The following is a 16,120-nucleotide window of genomic DNA, read 5'->3' as shown; positions in this document are numbered from 1 at the left end:
AGAGATTTGGAGCACTGCCCCGTTGTCGGAAAGCAAGGTCAGTTCAGAGCTCTACTCTATGTCCGCTCCCGTAGAGTCGCAGGAATGCAGTGACTGCATCGGCCGCATGCTTGTCCCGCTCGACTGTTCTTTGCACGGCCAGCAGGCGTGGCATCAACAGTCCAGAAACGCAAAGATGTATGAAGTGATCCGCAACACGCGGGGGGTTGTCGATCTCAAGCGCGCCTTCCCGGGAAAGGCGTTCCAGAACTTTACTGATGAGTTCGCGTGCCCGTTTCGGTCCGGCACGAAAATACACCTCCCCGACCTCGGGAAGCATCTCGGTGGCACCGATACACGTCCGCAGAAGGCGGATGTAGGTTTCGTCCAGAACGAGATCGATCATGCGCAGGGCAAGTTTTTCCAACTGGGCGCGCGGCTCGGGACCTGCGGACAAGGGTCGGAGGATCTCTTCCGCAAGCCGACCGCATTCGGATTCCACGACGCTCAGAAACAGCTGCTCCTTGGTCGGGAAATACGAATACATTGTTGCCTTCGACACTTTCCCTTCGGCGGCAATGGCATCGACGGTGGCGCCTTCATAACCGCACCGGAAGAAGACCTCCCGCGCGCCGAACAAAACCTCGGCCATTTTTCTCTCGCGCATCTCGCTCTTCCTGTCCTGTGCAGCATTGCGGGATTTCAAACTTGACTGTACCGTCTAGTCGGTACAGTAAATTGATTTTTATGTGGCGGCAAGCCGCAAACCTGGGCGGATCGTTCGGAGTGAGTGCCGCCTGTCAGGCATACCCAACGCGGCTTTCAATTCGTCATGAGCTTCGGGCCGTGCTCCGTTCGCGGTGCTTTCTGGCGCGGGATTATTCCGCGAACAGGACGGACGTCATCATTCCGCCGAGCGTGCCGTCCCGTCGAAAGCACCCTCCGCCTCCCAGCGGCGTGCAATGGATCCAAGGGTGTCCAGCACACCGCGCAGCTCCGCGCCGCGTTCAGTCAGCCCGTATGTGACAGCGGGCGGGATGGTCATGGCCTGCTCGCGCCAGACCACGCCGGCATGTTCCAGCATTCTCAGCCTCTCAGTCAGGACCCGGGTGGAAATTCCAGGCACCAGCCGTTTGGTCGCGCCGAAACGCTGTGGACCCTGTTCGGACAGAACCCAAAGGATATAAATCGTCCAAGGTCCCGTGATGACACGCAGCAGCGCCTCCATCGGGCAGGAAGCTGGTTGGACGCTTTTCATTGTGGATAGCCCTCGCAGCCCACGAAAGTAAGTTACTTTTAAGTGCCTACTTTAACTGATGAAGCAAGGCACCTAATGATACTATATGGAAAACGGCAGCCTAACAACCCGCCGAAAACCGGGAGAGCGGCAGTGAGTGACAACGTGGCAAAATATGTCTACTGGATCGCGACCGGCCTTGTGGCATTGGTCTATCTGGGTGCGGCGGCCTTCTACATCTCATCCCACGACATGGTCGCGGGCATGTATCGCGAGGTGTTGGGCTATCCCACATACATCATCTGGCCACTCGCAATTTTGAAGATCGTCGGTGCCGTTGTGATCCTCTGGCGCCCTTCGGCGGTGCTGGCAGATTGGGCCTATGCGGCAATGTTCTGGCATCTGGTGCTCGCCTTCGGGGCCCATGTGGGCGCAGGCGATCCGGGTTGGTCGCCGGCTCTGGCGACCTGGGTACTCCTGATCGTCTCGTGGCTGACCGCCAATCGCGTGCGTGCGGTCAAGTCGGCCTATGCACCGGCAGTTCCGGCAGCGCCAATCTGATCTGCTGCGGAGTTGCCACGGGGGTGCCCATAGCCTCGGACTTGGGTTTAAAAGGACGACAACATGACTGAAAAGCAGCCGACATTGTTTGTTCCCCATGGGGGTGGCCCCTGTTTCTTCATGGACTGGAACCCGCCTGACGCCTGGGATCGGCACCGCAAATTCCTTGAGGACTTGCCTGCGAGCCTGCCGGCAAGGCCCAAGGCGCTCCTCGTGATCTCGGGCCATTGGGAAGAGCGGGTCTTTACCTTGCAGACCAACCCCGCCCCGCCTCTGCTGTTCGACTATCAGGGATTTCCGCAGCATACCTATCAGCTAACCTGGCCCGCGCCGGGCGAGCCCGCGCTGGCGACCCGCGTACGCGCACTTTTAGAAGACGCGGGATTCCAAACCGGGGCCGATGCTGCGCGTGGCTTCGATCACGGGGTATTCGTTCCACTAAAGGTGGCTTTTCCTGAGGCCGACATCCCCACCGTCCAATTGAGCCTGCGCGACGATCTCGACCCCGAGGCGCATCTTGCCGTCGGTCGCGCGTTGGCGCCCTTGCGCGACGAAGGGGTGCTGATCATCGGATCCGGCAATACCTATCATAACATGGGCAAGATGATGCGGGCGATGAGGGGCGGACCGGACGGCCCGGTGAACGGCGGAGACTTTGACCGATGGCTCACGAGTGCGGTGACCCATGAAGACCCCGCAGTGCGCCATGCCATGCTGGCCGAGTGGGATCAGGCGCCCGGCGCACGCGATGCCAATCCGCGCGAGGAACATCTGATCCCGTTGCACGTCGTGGCCGGGGCTGCGCTTGCGGATCGGGGGGAGAAGACCCTCGAGGATCACGTGTTGGGCGCGGTCGAAAGCGCGTTCAGATTTGGATAGGACCAACCATGAGCTTCGAACTTCCCCCGCGGCAGGGCCCGCGCCCCGACACCACCGATTGCGCCCCGCATGAGCAGGTGTCGCAGAACTCCTCGGCAGAGATCCACGCATTTTTCAAGGAGAAGGCCTTCGCCCTGCCCTTCGTCGAGCGCTGCCGGTCGGGCATCTCGGTGCCCGGCGCCGAAGCACTGGTCTTGCCGGTGGCGCATGCCTGCGGCCCGCGTGAAGCCTTCATGATCGGACGCGAATTTGCCCATGTGCATCCCTCCTATGACGGTTCGTCGCACATGATGCTGCCGCTGGCGGCGGTCGATGAACTCATCGCCAAGGGATGGGGCGAACCGCACCCGATGGCGTCGGCCGGACACATCCCGGCAAATGCCGTCATGGCCTTTGCGCCGCGCGATGGGTCAGAGGTCGACGTCATGATCAAAATCCTGACAACGAGCTGGGACTTCGCCCGCGGCAAGCTGGCCAACCCCGCGCAGGTTCACATCCACGGCTGACTCTCTCTCAAAGAACAGGAATACGCCCATGGCAAGCTTTCAGAACGGACCATTTATCGTCACAGGCGCCTCCGGCCAGCTTGGACGCCAGGTAATCGATCAACTGATCGAGGCGGGCGCCGGTCCGATCATCGCGGTCACGCGCAACGCCGACAAACTCGCCGAGTTCAGGGACAAGGGGGTGGATGTTCGCCAAGGCGATTTCAACGCGCCCGAAACACTGGGTCCGGCCATCGCGGGCGGCAAGCGGATCCTGATCATCTCCACCGACGATCTGGAGCCGGGCAAACGGCTCGCGGCTCATTCCAATGCGATCACCGCCGCACGCGAGGCGGGTATCGACCACATCGTCTATACCTCGCTTGCCAGCCCGGTACCCGAAAGCCCCATCACTTTCAGCAAGGATCATCAGAACACCGAGAAGCTGATCGGGTGTTGTCACGTTAACCTGTCGGCAATCGGCGAAGGCATCGCGTTAGTGGGATCAGGCGATGTTCGCAGCCGTTTTCCAGACATCAAGTGCCTGCAACCGATGGAAGCGGATGGTTAAGGCTGTGCGGCGGCAGGATGGGACAAAGAAGCAGTTTCGGGTTGCTGAGTGAACAGACACGAAGCGCTGCAAGCCGCCGGGTGATCGGTGTCCTTGCATCACCCGTTCCCGCTTTCGAAACGGCAGGTGGCTGTTCTCTGCGCGATTATTCAGGCCCTTGTGCGACCAATGATCCAAACCGGGCGCTACGTCGCGCTTGGCAGCGCCATAGGATCGCAGCTTGTCCGTTATAATCCGTTTTGGCACGAAGCCATGACGCTTGAGAAGTCTGAGCATCAGACGTTTCGCAGCCGGCTTATTCCGACTGGACTGGAGGATTTCATCCAGCACAACCCCATGTTGATCGACCGCGCGCCAGAGCCAGAATGGCCTGTCGGCAATCTTCACGACGACTTCGTCCAGATGCCAAACATCACCCGGACGGGCTTGCCTCCGTCGCAGATTCTGGGCGATCTGAGGCCCGAATTTGACCGTCCAGCGCCTGATGGTTTCGTAGGACACATCAATTCCGCGCTCGAGCAACATCTCCTCAACCTCACGCAGGCTTAGGTTGAAGCGCATGTAGAGCCAGACCGCGTGAGCGATAATCTGGGATGGAAAGCGATGGCGCTTGTAGCTGATAGCCGATGTCTGCATTGCAGTCAGATAAGAAGAAATCGCGACGCGAACAACAATAGGGCAGTTAACGTGACATCACCCTATGAACGCGTCCTTCTGAAGACCAAGGTCACCAAGGTCGAGGCCACTGATGCAGGCCTTGTGGCCACATTCGACGGACCGAACGGCATCTTTGAAGCTGAATTTGACAAAGTTCTTGTCGCCGTTGGCCGCAAGCCCAACGGAGCGCTGGTGGCTGCCGACGCGGCAGGCGTAACCGTGGATGAGCGCGGGTTTATCCCGGTGGACACGCAGATGCGCACCAATCAGCCGCATATCTTTGCCATCGGCGATGTGGTTGGCCAGCCGATGCTTGCGCATAAGGCCGTGCATGAAGCCAAGGTTGCGGCCGAAGTGGCCTGCGGCGAAAAATCTGTGTTCGATGCGCGGGTTATCCCGTCCGTGGCCTATACCGATCCGGAAATTGCCTGGGTCGGCATGACCGAGGCCGAAGCGAAGTCAAAGGGTGTGAAGGTCCGGAAAGGCGCATTCCCTTGGGCGGCCTCGGGACGGTCTTTGTCGCTGGGCCGCGATGAGGGGGTCACCAAGCTGTTGTTCGACCCCGATACCAAACGAATCATCGGCGCCGGGATCACCGGGCCAAATGCCGGAGACCTTCTGGCCGAGGCTGTGCTTGCGATCGAAATGGGTGCCGATGCCGAAGATCTGGCGCTGACGATCCATCCGCATCCGACCCTTTCGGAAACCCTGGGGCTGGCCGCAGAGGTGTCTGAGGGGACCATTACCGATCTGTAAGGCCCGCAAGACCGGGTGGCAGCCGAGCAGCGTCATTCCGGCATTTCGTGGATGTTCATACGATCCATTCCGACGTGGCTGGAGCTGCCAGTCACCATCACTTTTTGGGAAAGATCGACCACCGTTCTGCTGAAATCTCCCGTCTGAGGAGAGCCCCGCGCCGTCATGGTTCGGGCCGCGCGCCCGGGCGAAAACAGGGCCGGTTCAAGTGCCTTGACAAGAGTTTCAACGGACTTTAGTGACTATGCATACTAATTCGAACCAGGGGGCTTCAGGTACTCCGATACCTGAAGGAAATATGCAGTGAATTGGTGCCGTGAGGGTTCTGCCCAAGCTTGGGCATCACTCATGGCTGAGAGGAAAGGGAGGTGGATATGACTGTATCTGTAGCATTCATCGAATACGACGGGACACGTCGGGAGATTGATGGCCAGGAAGGCTCTTCGGCAATGGAGGTCGCCTCGAACAACGGCGTGCCCGGAATCGATGCCGAGTGCGGCGGGGCATGCGCCTGTGCAACCTGTCACGTTTATGTGGGCGAAGAGTGGATCAACGAGCTTGATCCGCCGTCGGATAACGAGCTTTCGATGCTCGAATTCGCCGCCAACAGGCAGGAGAACAGTCGTCTGTCATGTCAGATAAAGCTGAGCCCCAAAATCTCGGGGATTGAGTTGACGACACCGGAATTTCAGTTCTGAGGCGGCTTGCGCTTTTAAGCTAAGAAGGAGGCTCCAATGTCGCTGACAGAGGCACCCGAAGAAACGGCGGAACGCAAAGCGTTCTACGAGAAGATCGACAGCAATTCCTACACCCCGCTCTGGGCTGTGTTGAATAGCATCATTACACCCGAGCCGAAGAGCGACTGCGTTCCCCATGTCTGGCGGTTCCAGGTTGCAAAGGACTATCTGCTGGAAGCGGGCGGGCTGATCACGGCGAAAGAAGCTGAGAGGCGCGTGCTTGTCCTGGAAAACCCCGGCCTGCGTGGTCAATCACGGATCACCACGTCACTCTACGCCGGCCTTCAGATCGTCATGCCCGGAGAAGTCGCCCCGGCCCACCGGCACAGCCAGTCGGCACTTCGCCTGGTGCTTGACGGTGAGGGGGCGCACACCGCCGTGAACGGCGAGCGCACCATGATGTCTTTCGGTGACTTCGTCATCACGCCGCCTTGGGGCTGGCATGACCATGGCAACAGTTCCGATGAGCCGATGATCTGGCTTGATGGTCTCGATATAGCGGTGGTGTCACTGTTCGACGCGTCGTTCGCCGAAGAGCATGGCGAAGACGAGCAGCCCATCACGCGCCCACTCGGCGACAGCACCGCGCGTTTCGCCGCGAACATGCTGCCTTATGACTATGAGCGTAAGGGCTTGGCATCCCCGATCTTCAACTACCCCTATGATCGCTCGCGCGAGGCCCTAGAAAAGCTGAAGTCGGCCGAAGATGCCGACCGCTGCCACGGATTTCGCATGCGCTATGTGAACCCGCTGGACGGCGGATGGGCCATGCCGACAATCGCCCCCGGTCTCCAGCTTCTGCCGAAGGGGTTCGAAACCGCGCCCTACCGCTCGACGGACGCAACCGTGTTTGTCGTGATGGAAGGTCAGGGCAAGTCGCAGATCGGCGACGAAGTGCTGGAATGGGGTCCCAAGGACGTCTTTGTCGCGCCGAGCTGGAAATGGATCAAACACATGCCCGACGGAGAAGCGGTGTTCTTCACCTACTCCGATCGTGTGGCACAAGAAAAGCTTGGTCTGTGGAGAGAGGATCGCGGAAATCAGAAATGATCGCTTCATCGAGATGCGGGACGCATCCACATGTATACTAGATCGTAGGTCACATATCCGTCTTGTTGGAGGGGCGGATCACAAAGTTATCACCAAGGGAGGAAAGACATGACAAACGCGCCCCATACGGCTTCGAGCAAGACGTATACCGACGAGGACATCAAAAACCTCGTCGACACCAAAACCGGAAAATACAGCCCCGAGATCTACACCAGCGAAGAGCTGTATCAGCTTGAGCTTGAGAAGATTTTTGCTCGTACCTGGATTTGCGTCGGACACGAGTCGCAGCTTCCGAATTACGGCGATTTTCAATCGGCATACATTGGTGAAGACCCTGTCGTTGTCGTGAGGCAAAAAGACAATTCGATCCGCGTTTTCCTCAACCAGTGCCGGCATCGTGGCATGCGCATCTGCCGTGTCGACGCCGGTAACGCGCGTGCGTTCACTTGCCCTTATCACGGGTGGGCGTATGACTCGGCGGGAAATCTCGTCAGTGTGCCGATGGAGACAGCGGCCTTCAACGACGCCCTGAAAAAGGATGAATGGGGTCCGAAACAGGCACGGGTCGAGACCTACAAGGGCCTTATCTTTGCCAACTGGGACGAGAGCGCACCCGATCTCGATACCTATCTCGGCGACGCCAAGTTCTACATGGACACCATGTTGGATCGTGTTGAAGGCGGAACGGAGGTGATCGATGGTATCCAGAAGTGGGTCATCCCTGCCAACTGGAAATTCGCGGCAGAGCAGTTCGGCAGCGATGCCTATCACGCCGGCACCACGTCACACATTTCGGGCATCATGGCAGGGGCGCCGGCCGGCACCGACTTGACCAAGATGCAGCCGCCGACTGACGGCTTGAATGTGTATATCGGCAATGGCCATGCGTGCGGGCTTTTCCTGCGCAACCCGATGTTCTATCAGGTCATCGTCGGACCCGCCGTCACCGAGTATCTCACACAGACGAGCTACCCGGAAGCCGTGGAGCGTGTTGGCAAAGAGCGAGCTGACATCAATCTGTGTCACATGAATGTCTTCCCGAACCTGTCGTTCCTGACCGGGATCAACACGGTGCGCATGTGGCAGCCGAGGGGCCCCCACGAGATGGAGATCTGGTCCTTTACGATTGTTGACAAAAAGGCGCCCGACGCCATCAAGCAGGAATGGGCCCGTCACAACGTTCGGACCTTCTCGGCCGGCGGTGTGTTCGAACAGGATGACGGCGAGAACTGGAATGACATCCAGCACGTCCTGCGCGGTCATGTCGCCAAACAGCAAAAGTTCAACATCCAGATGTCGGATCATACGGTACGCGATGCGGAACCCGGCTACCCCGGAAAGAGCTTCGCCGACACATATGGCGAGGAAGCCGCGCGGAATATCTACGCTCATTGGGCGCGGATGTTGACGACCTCGGATTTTTCGTTTCTCGACTCTGTGCCTACTTTGAAGGCAGCTGAGTGACATGGAAAGCAAACGGCAGGCCCAAAGATGGGTCTGCTGGCAAGCTGAAGGGAGGGCACAATGCTTGACATCATTACCAAGAACGACTTCTCGGTGAAACCCGCACCGGTTTCAGTCGAACTTCAACAAGAAATTGAACAGTTTTACTTCTGGGAAGCAAAGCTGATGGGAGACAGGAACTGGGAGAGCTGGTTCACTCTGATGTCGAAGGAAATTGAATACTGGGCGCCAATCCGCACGACGAGAATCATGCGAGAAACGGAAAAGGAATACACCGACAAAAACGGTTTCGCCCATTTCTTCGACGACTGGAACATGCTTGAGGGACGTATCCGCAAAATCATGTCGGATGTGGGTTGGTCTGAGAACCCCGCTTCTCGGTTGCGGCATATCGTCAGCAACGTCCTGATCTGGAAAGGTGCGGAAGAAGGCGAGTACGACGTAAGCACATCGGTCATAACCTATCGCAACCGTCAGGAACGCCAGGCTGATATTTTCTCGGCAGAACGACAGGATAAAATCCGCCGGGTGGACGACGAGCGCGGGTTCGAAGTTGTGAAGCGCAAGATTCTGCTGGATCAAAGCACCGTGCTGTCGAATAACATCAGCTTCTTTTTCTAAGCTGAAAGGTAAATAAATGGCATGGCACAAAACGTTCCCTCTGGCAGAAGTGCCAGAGGGTGAAATGGTCCAATACACCGGCTGCTCGGAGCCGATCTTGGTATGTCAGGTGTCCGGGACGGTGTACGCCGTTCAAGACACCTGTACGCACGACACCTGGTCTTTATGCGACGGCTATCTCGAAGGACATATCGTCGAGTGCTCTTTGCACATGGCGAAATTCGACGTTCGTAACGGTGAAGTAACAGCACTTCCCGCTTGCAAGGCGTTGAAGGTGTTTCCTGTCAAGATCGAGGACGAAAACATCTATATAGATTATCAAGAAGAAAAAGTCACAGAGGGGGAATAAACTATGCGTATGAAGGATCAGGTCGCGCTCGTGACCGGTGGCGGGTCGGGACTCGGCAAGGCGATCGTCGAACGGTTCGTGAAAGAAGGAGCGCGTGTCGCTATCCTTGATCGCTCTCACGAGCGTATTGAAGAGGTGGTCTCCGCCCATCAGGGAGCCGTGGTCGGCGTCGCAGGCGATGTTCGAAGCATGGACGACAACAAAAATGCTGTTGCCGAATGTGTGAAAGCGTTTGGAAAACTCGATACGCTTATCGGAAACGCTGGCGTGTGGGATTATAACGCAACGCTTGCTAGCGCCGACGACGACCAGATTGCGGACGCGATTGATGAGCTCATCGGAATTAACCTTAATGGTTACATTCTTGCCGCCAAGGCCGCATTGCCCGAACTCTACAAGAGCAAAGGTAATGCGATTTTTACCGTGTCAAACGCTGGATTCTATCCTGGCGGAGGAGGAGTTCTCTACACGGCTGCCAAGCACGGTGTCGTCGGCATGATTAAACAGATGGCACATGAATGGGCCCCACACATTCGGGTAAACGGTGTCGCGCCCGGCGGCATTGGCGGATCTAATCTGGCAGGGCTTTCCAGCCTGTCCCAAGAGGACAACCGCTTTTCCGACTTGCCTCTCGATGATTTGATGAAACAAATCCTGCCCCTGGAAAAAGCGTTTTATGCGGAAGAATACGCCGGCGCCTATGTCTTCTTTGCCGACCGCAACGATAATGGCCCAGCGACGGGCACGGTCCTGAACTTCGACGGCGGGATCGGAATGCGGGGCTTCATGTCTCCCAATATGGGCGCAGAACTGGTGGAGAAGTTCGGATAAGTCTGAGGTCCGGGGCGCTGCCTGATGATAAATGCCCGACACCCGGGATGGAACTGGGCGATCGCGCAAAAGAAACAGAATGGAGGATACTATGACGGATGTTTTGCTTCAAATCGACGGCAAAGAAGCACCGGCTAGCGAAGATCGCACGTTTGAGCGGGCCTCTCCCGCTGATGGAGTGACGGTCACGCGATACGCCGCCGCGACGCGTGAGGATGTGGACGCCGCAATCGCCTCGGCGGATCGTACGTTCCAAGCTTGGTCACAAACCGGCCCCAGCGAACGCCGCGGGCTCCTGTTGCGGGCGGCCGACGAGATTGAGAAACGCGGCGACGACTTTGTGGCAGCAATGAAGGATGAAGTCGGCTCAGGCGAACTTTGGGCCCGTTTCAATGTCATGGCCGCCGCCAACGTCTTTCGTGAAGCCGCTTCTATGGCAACACAGATACAGGGGGAGACCATTCCATCCGACAAGCCCGGCACGATGTCCATGACCGTCCGGCAGCCGGTTGGCGTGATCCTGTCGATTGTGCCTTGGAACGGTCCGATCGTTTTGGCGGCCCGCGCCATCGCATATCCGCTCGTCTGCGGCAACACGGTGGTATTCCGTGCTTCGGAAACATCCCCGCGGGTCCATTTTCTAATTACCGAAGCGGTGCAAGCCGCCGGTTTCCCAGCCGGCTCGGTCAACATGATCATTAACCAGCCCGAGGAAGCGCCTGAACTGGTCGAGGCGATGATCGCCGATCCGCGCGTGCGTCGGGTGAACTTCACCGGTTCGACACGCGTTGGAAGGATCATTGCCGCCAGCTGCGGCAAGCATCTCAAGCGCAGCCTAATGGAACTCGGCGACAAGTCTCCACTGATCGTTCTGGCCGATGCGGATGTAGACGAAGCCGTAACCGCTGCGATTTTCGGTGGCTTCCTATATCAGGGCCAGATCTGTATGAGCACCGAACGCGCCATCGTGCACGAGACGATTGCGGACGAATTTGTCGCCAAGCTTGCCGACCGCGTCTCGCAATTTGTGACCGGTGACCAGCGCACCCAAGGTGCCTGCGCACTCGGTCCGGTCATAAATCAGGGTGCCTCGAACCGTATCAACGCCCTGCTTGACGACGCCATCGCAAAAGGTGCCATGATCAAAGCCGGTAACCGCGCTGCGAACACACTCATACCCGCGACAATTCTGGACCATGTCACACCAGACATGGAGATTTACAGCGAGGAATCCTTTGGCCCTGTCCTACAAGTCATTCGCGTGAAAGACAACGATGAAGCGGTGAAGGTGGCCAACGATCCCAACTACGGTCTTTCGGCGGCGGTCCACGGGACCGATATCACCGCAACCCTCGACGTTGCTATGCGGATCCAAACCGGTTCGGTGCACGTCAACGGCGCGACCGTCGCAAACGAACCGCAGGCACCTTACGGCGGAACGCGCAATAGCGGCTGGGGCCGTTTCGATGGCCGCGCGATGATCGAAGAATTCACGGAACTGAAGTGGCTGACAATTGAATCGCCCAAACAACAGTATCCGTTCAGCTGACACTGATCTGGAGCGCCTTTTCGGGCGCTCCACGCCTCCTTAGATTGCCGGGGTAACGGCAAGAAAGTTGAGATATGACCCTGAAAACAGAAACAGCGGACACAGACGCTGCAAAATCCTTCGACTTGCTCAACGTACCGGACGAGTATTTCGAAAATCCATATCCCTATTTTCGGCTGTTACGCGACGCCGATCCCGCTCACTGGAATTCCGACGGCAGCGTGCTGCTGACCCGGTATGCAGATGTTCGGCAGGTCTGGCGCGACATCAGCGGAGAGGTGTTCAAAGGGGAACAATTCGGCCAGCGGTTTGGCGAAGGTCCGCTTCTTGAGCATCACACATCCACGATGCTTTTCCGCGATCCACCGGATCACGACCGGCTGCGCAACATCGTCAACCCGTTTTTTTCGCAGGCGTCCATTCAATCCGTGAGGGGCTTTATCGAAGAAACGGTTGAGAAATATCTCGATGTCGTCGCCGAAAAACGCGATATCGACTTCGTGTCGGACTTCGCCTTTCGGCTGCCGGTTGCTGTTATCTGCAAGTTGATTGGCGTCCCTGTCGAAGATGCGGACTATATCCAGGGCGTCGGACGCAAGGTTCTTTTCCCGCTGAACCCCGCTGTCCCGGCCGAGGTGATCGCGGAAGGGCACGATGCCACTGCGGAATTCAAGTCGTACCTGCGTCCCTTCCTCGAAAAACGCCAGCGCAGCAGTGACATCGACCCGATGAGCGATGTGCTAAGCGCGATGGTCGCTGCTCAGCGGAATGGCGTCACGGTTAGCGACGATGAAATTCTGCATATGTGCATCGTCACACTGAACGGCGGTCACGAAACCACCACCAACCTGATTTCGCAATCGATCCACTATCTTCTGGATGACCCCGAAGCCATGGCGCAAATGCGCAACGGCGACGTCCCCGTCAACGTTGCGATTGAAGAACTGGTCCGGTTTATCACGCCTCTCCAGCTTCAAGGCCGCCGCGTGACGCGCGACATCGAACTCGACAGTGGAAACGGCACAATCCCGAAAGGCACCGAGGTGATAATTTGCCAGGCCTCTGCAAATCGGGATGACCGGGTGTTCGACAATCCTGAAAAGCTCAACCTTGCGCGCAAGCCCAACAATCATATGGGTTTCGGTGCAGGCATTCATGTTTGCATTGGCCGTCCCCTCGCGCGGCTTGAGGCATCTGTTGCTGTGCCGGCAGTTCTGCGGCGGTTCAAGACCATAGAGCGGACGGGACCTGCGCATTTCAATCACAACACGCGGTTCCGTGGTCTCGCCGACCTGCCGCTGCGCCTCGCGTGACGCGAACACCGAAGCGCCATCGAAAGCCGCTGGCTGAAAGATAACTACATGAAACTCTGCATTTTTGATGAGGACCGGATCGGCCTTATCGACGGTGAAACTGTCATCGATGTCACGTCGGCACTCGACGAACTTGCCCCGCTGCGGTATCCGCTGCCACGGCAGGACCGGCTCATTTCGCATTTGTCCGAACTGAAAACGCCGATTGAAACAGCAAGCCAGTCCGGCGCGCGCAAGCCGCTTTCCGATGTTCGTTTGCACCCGCCGGTCGCCAATCCCGGCAAGCTGGTAGCTGCGCCGGTAAACTACACCAAACATCTGCAAGAAGCGCGCGAGCAGGAAGAAATCCATCAAAACAATGCAGCGCAGGTGCGTGTCATTCAGGAGGTCGGGCTTTTTCTGAAGGCGACCAGCAGCCTGATTGGCGCTTCGGACGCGGTTGCTGTGCGCTTCCCCGAAAGACGCACGGACCACGAGCTTGAACTTGCCGTGATCATCGGGCGCACCGCGGACCGCGTCAAAGCAGAACAGGCGCTTGATCATGTCGCCGCCTACGCGATCGGTCTCGACATGACGGTTCGCGGGTCCGAAGAACGCAGTATGCGCAAGTCGATTGATACATACTCGGTGCTCGGCCCGTGGCTTGTGACTGCGGATGAGATCAACGATTCGGGAAATCTCGACATGGAATTGTCTGTAGATGGCGTGGTACGGCAAAAGGCCAATACGCGTGATCTCGTTCTGAGTATTCCCGAACTAATCGAAATGGCTTCGAGTTTCTACACCCTTCATCCGGGCGACGTGATCTATACGGGCACACCCGAAGGCGTTGGGCCAGTCACTCCTGGCAACTCCATCGACGCGTGGATCGAGGGCATCGGCTCAATGTCGATACAAGTTTCCTGATACAGTTTCCCGAGGACGTAAGTTGACTCCGAAACCCAATTCTTTCGGCCCGCTTTCCGGTATTCGAATTCTGGAAATCGGGCATTACATCGCGGCGCCATTTTGCACGCGCATCCTAGGCGACCTTGGCGCGGAGATCATAAAAATCGAGCCGCCCGCTGGAGACCCCGCGCGAGACTGGGGAGCGAAACAGAACGATCGCTCGCTATGGTGGAGCGTACACGCTCGCAACAAGCGTTCCGTCGCGATCGACATCAAGTCCCCTGAGGGGCTGGAGGCCGTCCAAAAAGTCATCGCGTCTTGCGATGCATTGGTCGAAAACCTCCGCCCCGGAGCGCTTGCACGACTTGGCCTTTCTTACGAGGTTCTCGAAACGCTGCGCCCGGGTCTTGTGGTCGCCCATATCTCGGGTTACGGGCAAAACGGTCCCGAACGGGATCGCGCCGCATTTGGCGTTATTGGCGAGGCAATCGGCGGTCTTCGCTACCTGACAGACCATCCTCAGGGGACAAGCGATTTGCCGCCGGTCAGGGTGGGGGTCTCGTTGGGGGATTCGGTTGCCGGGCTTTATGCTGCAATCGGCGTGCTGGCCCAGTTGCTGGGCCGCGCAGAGAACAAATCCGCGTCCTGTCATGTGGTCGATGTGGCTCTCACCGAGAGTGTGCTGAGCCTGATGGAGGATATGCTGCCTGCTTACGGTGCGCTTGGCCAGATCAAGAAACCGACGGGCGCGCGCATTTCGACCGCCGCACCCACCAGCGCCTATCCGACGCGGGATGGTCGCTGGCTCTTGATCGCTGCCAATTCCGACCTTCTCTTTGGTCGCCTGATGGCTTTGATCGGTCGCGATGACTTCGCCTCCGATCCAGAACTGTCCACCAATTCCGGCCGCGTGGCGCAGGCTGACCGGCTGGACGCAGCCATAGCGGAATGGACCCGACAGCACGACGCAAACGACGCGGCGCGCATAGTCGCCGAAGCGGACATTCCTTCGACCCTGATTTACACCGCCGCCGAAATTGTCGCGGACCCGCAATTCCAGGCGCGCGGTATGATCCGCAAGGTCACGGATGCCGAACAGGGCACGGTCCTCCACCCCGGAATCGTGCCGCACCTACCGGATTGCCCCGGAGCCATTCGTTTTGCCGGCCAAAACCTTGGGCAAGACACTGATGATGTCCTCCGCGAGTTTGCCCACATGACGGCGCAGGAAATCGGTCGGCTACGGTCGGAAAAGGTCATCACATGACGGCGCGACCGGTCACCATCGTCGAAGTTGGCCCCCGAGATGGGTTTCAGGGAATTGTTCCTTTTATCCCGACAGAGCGCAAGATCCAGTTCATAGAGCGGCTTGCTGCGACCGGACTGGAACGGTTCGAAATCACGTCCTGCGTCAGCGACAAGGCAGTGCCACAACTGGCCGATGCCAAAGATGTTATTGCCGCAAGCCAAGGCGTGCCGGGTGTGCACGGGCAGGTTCTCATTCCCACGGCGTCTCGGGCGCGGCAGGCACTGGCCTTTGGAGCTCGATCGCTTGCCTATGTGCTGTCGGTATCTGAAAGCCATAATCGGAACAATGTGCGTCGTACGCCGGAAGAGTCGGTGTCCGATTATGCAGCGATGATCGCTGACCTGCCTCCGGGCATTTCACTGCGCCTTAATATAGCGACAGCGTTCGACTGCCCGTTTGAGGGGAGGATCGGAACAGAACAGGTGTTGACGTTGCTCGATCAACTGATTCCGCTCGCTCCGACGGCGGAGATCGCGCTGTGTGATACGACCGGCAAAGCGGTTCCCGATCAAGTCGGGGAGGTATTCGACGCCGTGATCTCTCGATTTCCGGAAGTGGGCTCTTGGGCTGTGCACACCCATGACACTTACGGACTTGGCCTGGCCAATGTCCACGCTGCTTGGGAGGCTGGCGTGCGCGTCGTGGATGCGGCCTTTGCCGGACTTGGCGGCTGTCCCTTTGCCCCTGGCGCAAGCGGCAATGTTGCAACCGAAGATGTTGTTTGGATGTTCGAGCGGCGTGGAATCCAGACGAATGTGGATTTGTCCGCGTTGATCGAGATTGCAAAAGACGGCGCGTGCATCCCCGGCGCGTCTGCCGGCGGTCGCGTTCGCAAAGCTCTCGCCGGCTGTGCATGACCTCCGGAGTTATCCGGAGGTCATGTC

Annotated in this window: 18 protein-coding genes and 1 pseudogene; 16 read left to right on the top strand and 3 right to left on the bottom strand. The window is 58.2% G+C overall.

The window, feature by feature from the left end:
* Positions 1-43 precede the first annotated feature (43 nt).
* Both QNI11_RS26495 and QNI11_RS26490 read right to left on the bottom strand, forming a co-directional pair.
* Positions 44-646, bottom strand: coding sequence for a TetR/AcrR family transcriptional regulator (locus tag QNI11_RS26495; RefSeq protein WP_036540318.1), 603 nt, complete (start codon positions 644-646; stop codon positions 44-46).
* A gap of 237 nt (positions 647-883) precedes the next feature.
* On the bottom strand, positions 884-1,207 hold the full coding sequence (locus QNI11_RS26490) for a helix-turn-helix domain-containing protein (RefSeq protein WP_027238707.1): 324 nt from the start codon (positions 1,205-1,207) through the stop codon (positions 884-886).
* 162 nt (positions 1,208-1,369) lie between these two features.
* Here QNI11_RS26490 and QNI11_RS26485 point away from each other — a divergent pair, with 162 nt between their 5' ends.
* From QNI11_RS26485 to QNI11_RS26470, 4 genes are all read left to right on the top strand, one after another.
* Entirely contained in the window at positions 1,370-1,777 is a 408-nt protein-coding gene (locus QNI11_RS26485; protein ID WP_157802081.1) for a DoxX family protein, read from the top strand.
* 63 nt (positions 1,778-1,840) lie between these two features.
* Positions 1,841-2,656 (top strand): class III extradiol ring-cleavage dioxygenase, encoded by an 816-nt coding sequence (locus tag QNI11_RS26480; protein WP_037931959.1) that lies wholly within the window; start codon positions 1,841-1,843, stop codon positions 2,654-2,656.
* Positions 2,657-2,664: 8 nt separating this feature from the next.
* On the top strand, positions 2,665-3,162 hold the full coding sequence (locus QNI11_RS26475; RefSeq protein ID WP_037931962.1) for a luciferase family protein: 498 nt from the start codon (positions 2,665-2,667) through the stop codon (positions 3,160-3,162).
* 28 nt (positions 3,163-3,190) lie between these two features.
* Positions 3,191-3,712 (top strand): NAD(P)H-binding protein, encoded by a 522-nt coding sequence (locus tag QNI11_RS26470; RefSeq protein WP_283984060.1) that lies wholly within the window; start codon positions 3,191-3,193, stop codon positions 3,710-3,712.
* Here QNI11_RS26470 and QNI11_RS26465 read toward each other — a convergent pair.
* Positions 3,647-4,348, bottom strand: coding sequence for an IS6 family transposase (locus QNI11_RS26465; RefSeq protein ID WP_047998185.1), 702 nt, complete (start codon positions 4,346-4,348; stop codon positions 3,647-3,649). The two genes, QNI11_RS26470 and QNI11_RS26465, sit on opposite strands and share 66 nt — an antisense overlap.
* 63 nt (positions 4,349-4,411) lie before the next feature.
* On the opposite strand from QNI11_RS26465, the pseudogene QNI11_RS26460 reads away from it, so the two are divergent.
* The 12 genes and pseudogenes from QNI11_RS26460 to QNI11_RS26405 form a co-directional block, all read left to right on the top strand.
* Positions 4,412-5,125: pseudogene (locus tag QNI11_RS26460) on the top strand (NAD(P)/FAD-dependent oxidoreductase); the annotation flags it as partial.
* A 374-nt stretch (positions 5,126-5,499) separates the two neighbouring features.
* Entirely contained in the window at positions 5,500-5,823 is a 324-nt protein-coding gene (locus QNI11_RS26455; RefSeq protein ID WP_009505790.1) for a 2Fe-2S iron-sulfur cluster-binding protein, read from the top strand.
* Positions 5,824-5,859: 36 nt separating this feature from the next.
* Positions 5,860-6,912 carry a gentisate 1,2-dioxygenase gene (gtdA, locus tag QNI11_RS26450; protein WP_009505789.1) on the top strand — a complete coding sequence of 351 codons (1,053 nt, stop codon included), beginning with the start codon at positions 5,860-5,862 and terminating at the stop codon, positions 6,910-6,912.
* Positions 6,913-7,020: 108 nt separating this feature from the next.
* A complete protein-coding gene (locus QNI11_RS26445; RefSeq protein WP_283984059.1) occupies positions 7,021-8,376 on the top strand; it encodes an aromatic ring-hydroxylating dioxygenase subunit alpha in 1,356 nt (451 codons plus the stop codon).
* Between the two features lie 60 nt (positions 8,377-8,436).
* On the top strand, positions 8,437-8,997 hold the full coding sequence (locus QNI11_RS26440; protein WP_036563004.1) for an aromatic-ring-hydroxylating dioxygenase subunit beta: 561 nt from the start codon (positions 8,437-8,439) through the stop codon (positions 8,995-8,997).
* Between the two features lie 16 nt (positions 8,998-9,013).
* Complete coding sequence (locus tag QNI11_RS26435; protein WP_036563005.1) at positions 9,014-9,346, top strand: non-heme iron oxygenase ferredoxin subunit; 333 nt, start codon at positions 9,014-9,016, stop codon at positions 9,344-9,346.
* 3 nt (positions 9,347-9,349) lie between these two features.
* The gene (gene hcaB / locus QNI11_RS26430; protein WP_283984058.1) at positions 9,350-10,177 is read left to right on the top strand and encodes a 3-(cis-5,6-dihydroxycyclohexa-1,3-dien-1-yl)propanoate dehydrogenase; all 828 of its coding nucleotides are present in this window, start codon (positions 9,350-9,352) and stop codon (positions 10,175-10,177) included.
* Between the two features lie 91 nt (positions 10,178-10,268).
* Positions 10,269-11,726, top strand: coding sequence for an aldehyde dehydrogenase (locus QNI11_RS26425; protein ID WP_283984057.1), 1,458 nt, complete (start codon positions 10,269-10,271; stop codon positions 11,724-11,726).
* Between the two features lie 74 nt (positions 11,727-11,800).
* Positions 11,801-13,039, top strand: coding sequence for a cytochrome P450 (locus QNI11_RS26420; RefSeq protein ID WP_009505783.1), 1,239 nt, complete (start codon positions 11,801-11,803; stop codon positions 13,037-13,039).
* A gap of 48 nt (positions 13,040-13,087) precedes the next feature.
* Positions 13,088-13,945, top strand: coding sequence for a fumarylacetoacetate hydrolase family protein (locus tag QNI11_RS26415; RefSeq protein ID WP_009505782.1), 858 nt, complete (start codon positions 13,088-13,090; stop codon positions 13,943-13,945).
* Positions 13,946-13,967: 22 nt separating this feature from the next.
* Positions 13,968-15,194 carry a CaiB/BaiF CoA-transferase family protein gene (locus QNI11_RS26410; protein WP_047998182.1) on the top strand — a complete coding sequence of 409 codons (1,227 nt, stop codon included), beginning with the start codon at positions 13,968-13,970 and terminating at the stop codon, positions 15,192-15,194.
* Positions 15,191-16,093 (top strand): hydroxymethylglutaryl-CoA lyase, encoded by a 903-nt coding sequence (locus QNI11_RS26405; protein WP_009505780.1) that lies wholly within the window; start codon positions 15,191-15,193, stop codon positions 16,091-16,093. The genes QNI11_RS26410 and QNI11_RS26405 overlap by 4 nt, the downstream gene beginning before the upstream one ends.
* Positions 16,094-16,120: the final 27 nt, after the last annotated feature.

It is taken from the genome of Sagittula sp. MA-2 (genome assembly GCF_030126985.1).
Taxonomy (GTDB): domain Bacteria; phylum Pseudomonadota; class Alphaproteobacteria; order Rhodobacterales; family Rhodobacteraceae; genus Sagittula.
The sequence above is the reverse complement of the archived record's forward strand: the minus strand, read 5'-3'. Positions and strand labels throughout refer to the sequence as shown.

What these genes read in the sequence shown, in the direction of transcription:
- QNI11_RS26420 (WP_009505783.1), top strand. Translation starts at nt 11,801, where the DNA reads ATGACCCTGAAAACAGAAACAGCGGACACAGACGCTGCAAAATCCTTC.
- QNI11_RS26455 (WP_009505790.1), top strand. Translation starts at nt 5,500, where the DNA reads ATGACTGTATCTGTAGCATTCATCGAATACGACGGGACACGTCGGGAG.
- QNI11_RS26440 (WP_036563004.1), top strand. Translation starts at nt 8,437, where the DNA reads ATGCTTGACATCATTACCAAGAACGACTTCTCGGTGAAACCCGCACCG.
- QNI11_RS26490 (WP_027238707.1), bottom strand. Translation starts at nt 1,207, where the DNA reads ATGGAGGCGCTGCTGCGTGTCATCACGGGACCTTGGACGATTTATATC.
- QNI11_RS26495 (WP_036540318.1), bottom strand. Translation starts at nt 646, where the DNA reads ATGCGCGAGAGAAAAATGGCCGAGGTTTTGTTCGGCGCGCGGGAGGTC.
- QNI11_RS26480 (WP_037931959.1), top strand. Translation starts at nt 1,841, where the DNA reads ATGACTGAAAAGCAGCCGACATTGTTTGTTCCCCATGGGGGTGGCCCC.
- QNI11_RS26470 (WP_283984060.1), top strand. Translation starts at nt 3,191, where the DNA reads ATGGCAAGCTTTCAGAACGGACCATTTATCGTCACAGGCGCCTCCGGC.
- QNI11_RS26445 (WP_283984059.1), top strand. Translation starts at nt 7,021, where the DNA reads ATGACAAACGCGCCCCATACGGCTTCGAGCAAGACGTATACCGACGAG.
- QNI11_RS26465 (WP_047998185.1), bottom strand. Translation starts at nt 4,348, where the DNA reads ATGCAGACATCGGCTATCAGCTACAAGCGCCATCGCTTTCCATCCCAG.
- gtdA (WP_009505789.1), top strand. Translation starts at nt 5,860, where the DNA reads ATGTCGCTGACAGAGGCACCCGAAGAAACGGCGGAACGCAAAGCGTTC.
- QNI11_RS26425 (WP_283984057.1), top strand. Translation starts at nt 10,269, where the DNA reads ATGACGGATGTTTTGCTTCAAATCGACGGCAAAGAAGCACCGGCTAGC.
- QNI11_RS26405 (WP_009505780.1), top strand. Translation starts at nt 15,191, where the DNA reads ATGACGGCGCGACCGGTCACCATCGTCGAAGTTGGCCCCCGAGATGGG.
- QNI11_RS26415 (WP_009505782.1), top strand. Translation starts at nt 13,088, where the DNA reads ATGAAACTCTGCATTTTTGATGAGGACCGGATCGGCCTTATCGACGGT.
- hcaB (WP_283984058.1), top strand. Translation starts at nt 9,350, where the DNA reads ATGCGTATGAAGGATCAGGTCGCGCTCGTGACCGGTGGCGGGTCGGGA.
- QNI11_RS26475 (WP_037931962.1), top strand. Translation starts at nt 2,665, where the DNA reads ATGAGCTTCGAACTTCCCCCGCGGCAGGGCCCGCGCCCCGACACCACC.
- QNI11_RS26435 (WP_036563005.1), top strand. Translation starts at nt 9,014, where the DNA reads ATGGCATGGCACAAAACGTTCCCTCTGGCAGAAGTGCCAGAGGGTGAA.